At 63.6% G+C, this 8,002-nt stretch carries 10 protein-coding genes; 7 read left to right on the plus strand and 3 right to left on the minus strand.

The genetic code is table 11. The features are described from left to right. The first annotated feature begins 236 nt into the window (after positions 1-236). The 3 genes from J4E53_RS19840 to J4E53_RS19850 all read left to right on the plus strand — a co-directional run bounded on the left by J4E53_RS19840 (position 237) and on the right by J4E53_RS19850 (position 2,756). On the plus strand, positions 237-1,187 hold the full coding sequence (locus tag J4E53_RS19840; RefSeq protein ID WP_060738264.1) for a nucleoside-specific channel-forming protein Tsx: 951 nt from the start codon (positions 237-239) through the stop codon (positions 1,185-1,187). 46 nt (positions 1,188-1,233) lie between these two features. Continuing rightward, positions 1,234-2,259 (plus strand): purine nucleoside permease, encoded by a 1,026-nt coding sequence (locus tag J4E53_RS19845; protein ID WP_060738265.1) that lies wholly within the window; start codon positions 1,234-1,236, stop codon positions 2,257-2,259. Positions 2,260-2,471: 212 nt separating this feature from the next. After that, positions 2,472-2,756 (plus strand): hypothetical protein, encoded by a 285-nt coding sequence (locus tag J4E53_RS19850; protein ID WP_060738266.1) that lies wholly within the window; start codon positions 2,472-2,474, stop codon positions 2,754-2,756. 5 nt (positions 2,757-2,761) lie between these two features. Here J4E53_RS19850 and J4E53_RS19855 read toward each other — a convergent pair whose 3' ends face one another. Together J4E53_RS19855 and J4E53_RS19860 are read right to left on the minus strand one after the other, a co-directional pair. Further along, positions 2,762-3,214 carry a DMT family transporter gene (locus tag J4E53_RS19855; RefSeq protein WP_103309726.1) on the minus strand — a complete coding sequence of 151 codons (453 nt, stop codon included), beginning with the start codon at positions 3,212-3,214 and terminating at the stop codon, positions 2,762-2,764. 2 nt (positions 3,215-3,216) lie between these two features. Next, positions 3,217-3,714: a DMT family transporter gene (locus J4E53_RS19860; RefSeq protein WP_060738268.1), complete on the minus strand. Its 498-nt coding sequence runs from the start codon at positions 3,712-3,714 to the stop codon at positions 3,217-3,219. Positions 3,715-3,827: 113 nt separating this feature from the next. On the opposite strand from J4E53_RS19860, the gene J4E53_RS19865 reads away from it, so the two are divergent. After that, positions 3,828-4,760 carry a LysR family transcriptional regulator gene (locus J4E53_RS19865; protein ID WP_060738269.1) on the plus strand — a complete coding sequence of 311 codons (933 nt, stop codon included), beginning with the start codon at positions 3,828-3,830 and terminating at the stop codon, positions 4,758-4,760. 13 nt (positions 4,761-4,773) lie between these two features. Here J4E53_RS19865 and J4E53_RS19870 read toward each other — a convergent pair whose 3' ends face one another. Beyond that, positions 4,774-5,376, minus strand: a complete 603-nt coding sequence (locus tag J4E53_RS19870) for an NADPH-dependent F420 reductase (RefSeq protein ID WP_103309741.1) — start codon at positions 5,374-5,376, stop codon at positions 4,774-4,776. Between the two features lie 142 nt (positions 5,377-5,518). Here J4E53_RS19870 and J4E53_RS19875 point away from each other — a divergent pair, with 142 nt between their 5' ends. The 3 genes from J4E53_RS19875 to J4E53_RS19885 all read left to right on the plus strand — a co-directional run bounded on the left by J4E53_RS19875 (position 5,519) and on the right by J4E53_RS19885 (position 7,975). Next, entirely contained in the window at positions 5,519-6,448 is a 930-nt protein-coding gene (locus tag J4E53_RS19875) for a LysR family transcriptional regulator (RefSeq protein WP_103309725.1), read from the plus strand. A 98-nt stretch (positions 6,449-6,546) separates the two neighbouring features. Next, complete coding sequence (locus J4E53_RS19880; protein WP_103309723.1) at positions 6,547-7,311, plus strand: hypothetical protein; 765 nt, start codon at positions 6,547-6,549, stop codon at positions 7,309-7,311. A 76-nt stretch (positions 7,312-7,387) separates the two neighbouring features. Continuing rightward, positions 7,388-7,975, plus strand: a complete 588-nt coding sequence (locus J4E53_RS19885; protein ID WP_060738272.1) for a hypothetical protein — start codon at positions 7,388-7,390, stop codon at positions 7,973-7,975. Positions 7,976-8,002: the final 27 nt, after the last annotated feature.

Below are 8,002 nucleotides of genomic sequence, written 5' to 3' on the forward strand. Positions count from 1 at the left end.
TGCCGAGCATTCGCCCGTGCAACACTTTGGTGCTGCTTCAAGCGAGCGTAAAGCATTCGGCGCACCAGGCCTGACCAAAAGGACAGGAAAACCGCCTTAAACCCAAGATTTTCAAGCCACTGCGAAAAACTGGTATGGGATGTGCAAACGTTTGCGCATTCGATCACCGCCAGCGGATCGACGATTTTTTTCAATCACGGAACCCGGGCTTCGGCCCGCACGAACAAGGACTTTCCATGCACTTCACTTCCCGGTGTCGCGCCACGCCCGGCGTATGGGCAACCACCCTGCTACTGACCGCCGTTACCGGACTACTCAGCACCACGACCCATGCCCAACCCACCGAGGCGTCCGCCCAAGGCGAAGCCCTCAGTCCAGAAGCCACCCCATCGAAAAAAGGCGCCTACCTGTCGGACTGGTACAACCAGGACCTGACGCTCATCGGCAGCAAGGACATCAGCTTCGGCCCGCAACCGGTCGACGATATCTATCTGGAATATGAATACTTCGGACGCAAGGGGCCCTTCGAGCTCTATGGCTACGTCGACATCCCGAAGATTTTCAACATTGGCAACAGCCACGACAAAGGTGCGTGGGACCACGGCTCACCCGTGTTCATGGAACACGAACCGCGGGTTTCCATCGACTACCTGGCCGGCCGCAGCCTGGCCATCGGGCCGTTCAAGGAATGGTATGTGGCGTTCGACTGGATCTACGATCACGGCAGCAACAGCGCCAATCGCGCGAACACCTTGTACAGCGGCCTGGGCACCGACATTGACACGCACTCGAGGGTCAACTTGTCGGCCAACCTCTATGGCCGTTATCAATGGGAAAACTATGGCGCCAGCAATGAATATTCCTGGGACGGCTACCGCGCTCAACTCAAGTACATCGTGCCGATCAGCCAGTTCAGCAATGGTGCCTCGCTGACGTACATTGGCTTCACCAACTTCGACTTCGGTTCGGACCTGCACAAGGACAACCCGGCCCGCACCGCCAACGCCACGGTCGCCACCAATGTCTTGCTGTACGCGTTCACCCACGTGCGCTTCACTCTGGTGGGCCGCTACTTCCACAACGGCGGCAACTGGCAGGATGGCAGCGAACTCAACTTTGGCGAGGGCAACTTCCGCGCCCGCTCCGATGGGTGGGGGTATTACGCCGGGGTCGGCTATCAATTCTGAGCACATCGTCGCAGCACCCTTTCGAATCCATGGAGGTCACGAACACATGATCAATCGCCTGTTTGCTTCAATCGGCCTGGCAAGTACTGCACTCTTCGCGGCAAGCGCCGGGGCCGCACCGCCACTTCAACCCAAAGTGATGCTGATCACCATGTTCGCCCCCGAAGCGCAGAACTGGATCGAACGTTTGCAGCTCAAGGATGAAATCCGTGTACCGGGGCTGTCCGCCGAGTACCCGACGATCCGCTGCAATGCCGAACGGGTCTGTCTGTTGATCACCGGCATGGGCCAGACCAACGCGGCGGCCTCGACCCTGGCCCTGGCGCTCTCCCCGACCGTCGACCTGCGCAAGAGCTATTTCCTGGTGGCCGGGATCGCCGGCATCAACCCGCACCACGGCACGCTCGGCACAACCGCCTGGGCCCATTACCTGGTGGAGTTCGGTACTCAATGGGAGCTGGATTCGCGGGATGCGCCCAAGGACTGGCCCACCGGCTACCTGGGCATCAACACCAAGGGGCCGAACGAAAAGCCGCCGCTGGACTACAAGACAGAAGTCTTCGAACTCAACCCGGCCCTGCAAGCCAAGGCCTTTGCCCTCAGCCAGCAGGTGACCCTGGCCGAAAGCAAGGAGTCGGCAGCCTGGCGCTTGAAGTATCCGTATGCCCCGGCCAACCAGCCGCCGGTGGTGACCCGCTGTGACACCCTGGCCGGCAACACTTGGTTCTCCGGCACGCGCCTGAGCGAGCGTGCCGAAGTCTGGACCCGCCTGCTCACCGACAACAAAGGCGTCTACTGCACGACCCAACAGGAAGACAACTCGACTTACGAGGCCTTGCTACGGGCCAGCCGTGAAGGTCGGGTGGACATCAACCGGCTGGCAGTGCTGCGGGCCGGGTCCGACTTCGACCGCCCCGAGCCCGGTGGCAATGAAGTGGATAACCTGCTCAAGTACGCCGACCAGGGCGCGTTCGTCCCTGCGTTGGAAAACCTGTTCCGCACCGGCAACCCGCTGGTGCAGGACATTGTGAAGAACTGGTCGGCGTGGAAGAACGGCGTGCCTGGCCTCTGATTTCTCCTCCGTGGCGAGGGAGCTTGCTCCCGCTGGGCTGCGCAGCGGCCCCTGGCTCTTTGCGGCTGCTGCGCACCCGAGCGGGAGCAAGCTCCCTCGCCACGGGGCTATCGAGCTGAGCACCAGGGCTGTTCCCAACGGCTCAGCCAATGGAATTTTCCCTCCCGGGCAGGATCATTTGAACATCAACCGCGCGCCCCAGGAGACCGCCGATGCCTCTCACACCCTCCGCCGCCGACAGCACTCACCTGGACTACGGTCTCGACACCCTGTTCGGCCGCCAGACCAAAAGTATCGACTGCCAATACGCCGTCCAGCGCCTCGACGAGGACAAGCCGGTATGGTTCGCGCTGCACGTTCAACCGCCGATGCCGGACGACCTGGACAAGGCCGAGATCGTGGTGTTCAGCGCCGAGGGCCGGCGCCTGAGCGGCATCGTGCGCAGTACTGAACGCCTGGCCGATGGCAGTCTGCAACTCAACGTGGAACCCGACTGAACCGTTCAGGCCTGACGGGCATTGCTGCGATACATGAACACCAGCGCCAATGCCAGGCAGGCCATGGCGAAGACTCGGCTGCCGGACAATTCGATGGCCGGGTTGCCCAGCCAGCCGAAGTTGTCGATCAGCATGCCCATGCCCAGTTGCCCGACGATGACCGCCACGGTGGCCACGGCCGTGCCGACCCTGGGCACCGCGCCCACCATCACCATCATGTACACGACACCGAACAAGGCCCCGCTGAGTTGCCATTTCGGCATGTCCAACAGCGTCAACCCGTGGGCCGGTTCGAAAAACACGATCAGCAGCCCGGTGGTCACCGTGCCCACCGTGAACGTCAGCAAGCTGCTGCGCAACACACCGACCGTCTGGCCCAGGCGCCCGTTGATCGCCGCCTGCACACTCAACACCGCACCGGCCGCGACCACCAGCAGCAACAAAACAAACAGGTTCATGTTCAACCTCGGGCAATCAGGACAAGGGCAACGACAATCAAGGCCAACGCCAGCCAGCGTTCGCCATTGACCCGCTTGCGGGCCGTGCCGAACCAGCCGAAATGATCGATCAGGACACTTTTACCCACCTGGCCGGAGAGAATCGCGACCATGGTCATGGCGATGCCGATGTGCGGCGTGGCGAGTGTCAGCACGACCACATAGATCGGACCGAGGAAACCGCCGATCAATTGCCAGCGTGGCAACTCATGCAAGGCTGGGCCTCGCTGCCGGCCACTGAGCAACAACAGCAGGAAAAGAATCGCCGAACCGACGCCGAAGATGCTCAGCGTGGCCCACAGATGCCCGACCTGGGCCCCGAGCGGCCCGAGCAGGCCGGCTTCCACCGACAAGCCCATGCCGGCCAGGATCACCAGGGGCAGTAATAGCCAGCGCAGCAATGCCCGGGGTCTGGCGGGCGTCGATACCGGCGCGGCCTCGCTGAGTGAAGATGTTTGCATGATCAGAACCTGTTCACTTGAAAGAGGGCCGGCATTATCGGCTGGTGTCGCTGTGCAATAAATGTGAGTATCCCGACAACACTTTTGCGCAATACGCACAGGAAGCCCACCCCATGCACGGCCTCAATGAACTGGGTTTCAAGGCATTGCGATTGTTCGTCGCGGTGCTCGATCACGGCAGTTTTTCGGAAGTCGCACGGCGCGAAGGCCTGGCGCCGTCTTCGATTTCCCGGCAGATCCAGTTGATGGAACAGGCCCTGAACCAACAGTTGCTCTATCGCCACACCCGCGCCGTTTCACCCACCGAGGCTGGCCGCCTGTTGGGGCATCATGCACGGCTGCTGCTGGTGCAACTGGAGGAAGCCGAACAGGCGCTGCAGGAGCAACACAGCGAGCCGTCCGGACTGGTGCGGATCAATGCGCCGGTGGTGTTTGGCCAGCGCCACCTGACACCGTGGTTGGGGCAGCTATGCGAGCGTTATCCGAAGCTGCAACTGGAGATCCAGCAGACCGACAGCTACGTCGACCCACTGCAGGAAGGCGCCGACCTGCTGTTCCGTATCGGTCCGCTGCACGATTCGAGCATGCAGGCGCGCATCCTCGCGCCCCATCGCTTCCAGATCGCCGCCAGCCCGACCTACCTGGCCCGCCACGGCGCACCACTCAAGCCCCAGGACCTGGTTCACCACCGGTGCCTGGCCTACAAGGGCGTAACCGGTCAGCAGCGCTGGTTCTTCCGCCGCCCGGGCCAGGCCTGGACACCCTACAGCGTCAGCGGCCCGATCACCGGCAACCACGCCGACACCTTGACCCAGGCCGCCGAACAAGGCCTGGGGCTGGTGATGTTCCCGTCGTGGCTGATCGGCGAAGCCGTGCGTCATGGCACGCTGGTCCCGGTGCTGCAGGATTACCAGGCCTCCAACAGCCTTGAACCGCAACAGATCGCCATCCTCTGGCCGGGCAGTCGACGCCTGTCGGTGAAGGTCCGCACGGTCATCGATTTCTTCCTCGAGTGTTTTGGCGAAGTGCCCTACTGGGATCGCTGAACACGGCGCGGCCTCAGTCGAACTTGACCAGGTTCAGCACCGGCAGCGGGCCGCCTGGGAACTGGGTCAAGCGTGCGCCGACACTCAAGGGGCCCAGGTCTACGCCGAAAAAGCCCAGGCGCTCGATCAACTGCGCGACTTCACTCCGTGCCTGCGCGTCGTCACCGGTCAGGAACAGCACCCGCTTGCCGCCTTCGGACGTTGGGTCTGCCTCCAGCAGGCGCGCCAGCAGATGATTGAAGGCCTTGACCACCCGTGCGCCCGGCACCCACTCGCTGAACACCTCGGTCGAGGCCCGGCCCTGGAGATCCACGGCCTTGAACCCCGGCACTTCGATCGCGTTGTTGGCGTCGATCACGATGCGCCCGGCAAAATCCGGCAGACCGCCCAGCGCCTGGGGCAACTTCGACCAGTTGACCGCCACCAGCACCATCGGCTGGGCGGCGGCCTCCTCCACGGTGCCGGCGCGCACGCTTGGACCGAGGTCAGCCACAAGTTCGGCCAGGCTTTGCGGGCCACGGCTGTTGGCAATCACTACGTTGATGTTCTGGCGGGCCAGGGCGCGGGCGAAAGCACTGCCGATGGCGCCAGCGCCAATGATGCCGATGGTGTCGATGCTGCTCATGTTTTGTGTCCTCAAGGTTGGATAAGCCTGGCGGTGATGTCCGCCGTTGAGGTGCATGGTGCCCTTGCCATTACCTTCTGATTAGCCGGTAATATGGCGAATTATTTTCAAGCATTACTATCAGGTTCATGCCATGGAAAGCCTCGCCAATCTCGAATGCTTTGTCCGCAGCGCCGAAACTGGCAGTTTCTCGGCCGCCGCGCGGCTGCTTGCCCTCACTCCCGCTGCCGTGAGCCGCAACGTGGCGATGCTGGAGCGCAACCTGGGGGTGCGGCTGTTCCAGCGCTCGACCCGTAAGCTGTCCCTGACCGAAACAGGAGAACATTTCCTGGCCAGCATCGGTGGCAACCTGCACGCCCTGCAGTCGGCCATTGGTGCGGTGACCACGGAGCGCGGCGAACCGGCCGGCGTCTTGCGCGTCAGTCTCTCGCCAAGTTTTGGCATCGGCCAGATACTGCCGTTGATGCCGCAATGGCTGGCTCGGTACCCGTTGATCCGTCCGGACTGGCATTTCGAAAACCGCCCGGTGGACCTGATCGCCGAAGGTTTCGACGCGGCCATCGGCGGCGGCTTCGCACTGACGCCCGGGGTGGTATCGCGCACCCTGGCGCCCGCTCACCTGATTGCCGTCGCCAGCCCCGCCTACCTGGCCGAACGCGCCCTGCCCCGGCAACCCGAGGACCTGGCCGGCCTGGACAACATCGTGCTGCGGGCCAGCCGCACCGGCCGGGTGCGCCAGACCGTGCTGCGCAACGCCGCCGGGGACGAATGCGCCGTGCAACTGGCCGAATCCATGATCTTCAATGATCCCGTCGCCATGCGAGAGGCCGCCTTGCTCGGCCTGGGCGTGACCCTGCTGGTGGTGCCCGATGCCCTGCCCTGGCTGGAACGTGGCGAACTGGTGCGGCTGTTACCGGACTGGTACGTCGATCTGGGGGTGATTTCCCTCTACTACCCCAGTCGCACGCTGATGCCGGCCAAGACCCGGGCCTTTATCGACTTCATCACCGAGCACTTCGAGCGCGAAGCGTTGGCTCGGCGCTTCAGGGCCGGGCCAGATTGAATATCGGCGACGCGGCATTGAAGGCGCGTCGGCTGTCGGTGGATGACCTGGGCGAGGCGGTGCTAACGTGACGGCCCACCTCCGACAAGGATGATCGCGTGCTGCTGCTCAAACTGCTGGTGATTCCCGCGTTCCTGCTACTGATTTCCCGGGCGGGCAGGCGTTGGGGACCGAGCGTGGCCGGCTGGCTCTCGGGGCTGCCGGTGGTGGTGGGGCCGATTCTGTTGTTCCTGGCCGTGGAGCAAGGCGAGCGGTTTGCCGCGCAGTCGGCGACCGCGGCACTGGCGGCCATGTTTGCAATGATCGCTTTCTGCGTGGTGTACGCCCAGGTTGCCCAGCGTCGTGCCTGGCCCTGGGCGTTGGGCATCGCGCTAGGCGTCTGGGCCTTGGTGGCGTTGATGCTGTCCTGGCTACCGGCTTCGCTGCCGTTGTCGAGCCTGATCGCCCTGGTCGCGCTGCTGGGGGCGCCGTATCTGTTCCCGACGGTCCGGCCGGTGATGAGCGGGCCGGCGGCCAAATCCGACAAACTGCTGCTACGCATGATCGCCGGCGCGCTATTGACCCTGGCGGTGACACTGCTGGCCAGCACCGTAGGCGAACGCTGGAGCGGGTTGCTGGCGGTATTCCCGGTGCTGGGCAGTGTGATGGCGGTGTTCTCCCAACAAACCCGCGGGCCGGCCTTCACCGCTGCGCTGCTGCGGGCGACGGCCACCGGCATGTATTGTTTCGCCGCCTTCTGCCTGACCCTGGCTCTTGCCCTGCCGGTGCTGGGCATGCCGGCCTTTGCCTTGGGCGTCGCGGTGTCGGTGGCCATGTTGCTGGTGACCCGCCGCCTGCTGGTGCGAGCGGCATCGCCAAAATGACGGTCTCTTGCTGGAGTCCGGTACGACGCCCATGGGATGATCGGTCTTCAAGCGCGACCATCCGTGGAGATTTTCAATGTCATTGCTGAGTAAACAAGCCGCCGTCCTGTTGCTGGGAGCCATCGCCAGCCTGGTCGTGGCATCCGCCCAGGCGGCCCCGGCCAAACCTGCCAGCGATGCACCGGCGCAGAAGGTGTCGATGCTGGGCGGCAAGTTCACCTTCACCTTGCCCAAGGGTTTTACGGCGACGCCATTGCCCGCCGGTGAAGCCGCCCAGGGCACCGCCGGGGCGACGGGGACGATGTACAGCAATGCCACCAGCAAGACCGTGGTGATCGCAGCGGAAAACATCATCATCGACGGTGCGAATGTGAAGGATGACGATGGCACGTTCCTCGACACCACCATGGCCGACTTCGCCGCCCAGCGCCTCAAGTCGCTGCCGGATGCCAAGATCCTCAGCGAAAAAAGCCTGAAGCAAAAAGGCACCGGCCTGGGCCTGCGCCAGCTCGACACCCGCGCGACCCAGGGCGGCGGTCCGACCCTCGACACCACCTTGCTGGGTGCCTCCGGCACGCGCATGGCGGTGGTGCAGATCATCTCCCGGGCCAGCGACAAGACCGGCCATGAAGCGTTGGTGAAACAGATCGCCAGCGGTCAATAAGCCCCCCGGAACATGTGGGAACCGAGC

Origin of the sequence: Pseudomonas sp. FW305-28, from assembly GCF_017351395.1 — a bacterium.
Classification (GTDB): Bacteria; Pseudomonadota; Gammaproteobacteria; order Pseudomonadales; family Pseudomonadaceae; genus Aquipseudomonas; species Aquipseudomonas fluorescens_AA.

Excerpts from the sequence above, each read along its gene's own strand:
- J4E53_RS19885 (WP_060738272.1), top strand. The coding sequence starts at position 7,388 with ATGTCATTGCTGAGTAAACAAGCCGCCGTCCTGTTGCTGGGAGCCATC.
- J4E53_RS19840 (WP_060738264.1), top strand. The coding sequence starts at position 237 with ATGCACTTCACTTCCCGGTGTCGCGCCACGCCCGGCGTATGGGCAACC.
- J4E53_RS19865 (WP_060738269.1), top strand. The coding sequence starts at position 3,828 with ATGCACGGCCTCAATGAACTGGGTTTCAAGGCATTGCGATTGTTCGTC.
- J4E53_RS19855 (WP_103309726.1), bottom strand. The coding sequence starts at position 3,214 with ATGAACCTGTTTGTTTTGTTGCTGCTGGTGGTCGCGGCCGGTGCGGTG.
- J4E53_RS19845 (WP_060738265.1), top strand. The coding sequence starts at position 1,234 with ATGATCAATCGCCTGTTTGCTTCAATCGGCCTGGCAAGTACTGCACTC.
- J4E53_RS19850 (WP_060738266.1), top strand. The coding sequence starts at position 2,472 with ATGCCTCTCACACCCTCCGCCGCCGACAGCACTCACCTGGACTACGGT.
- J4E53_RS19860 (WP_060738268.1), bottom strand. The coding sequence starts at position 3,714 with ATGCAAACATCTTCACTCAGCGAGGCCGCGCCGGTATCGACGCCCGCC.
- J4E53_RS19875 (WP_103309725.1), top strand. The coding sequence starts at position 5,519 with ATGGAAAGCCTCGCCAATCTCGAATGCTTTGTCCGCAGCGCCGAAACT.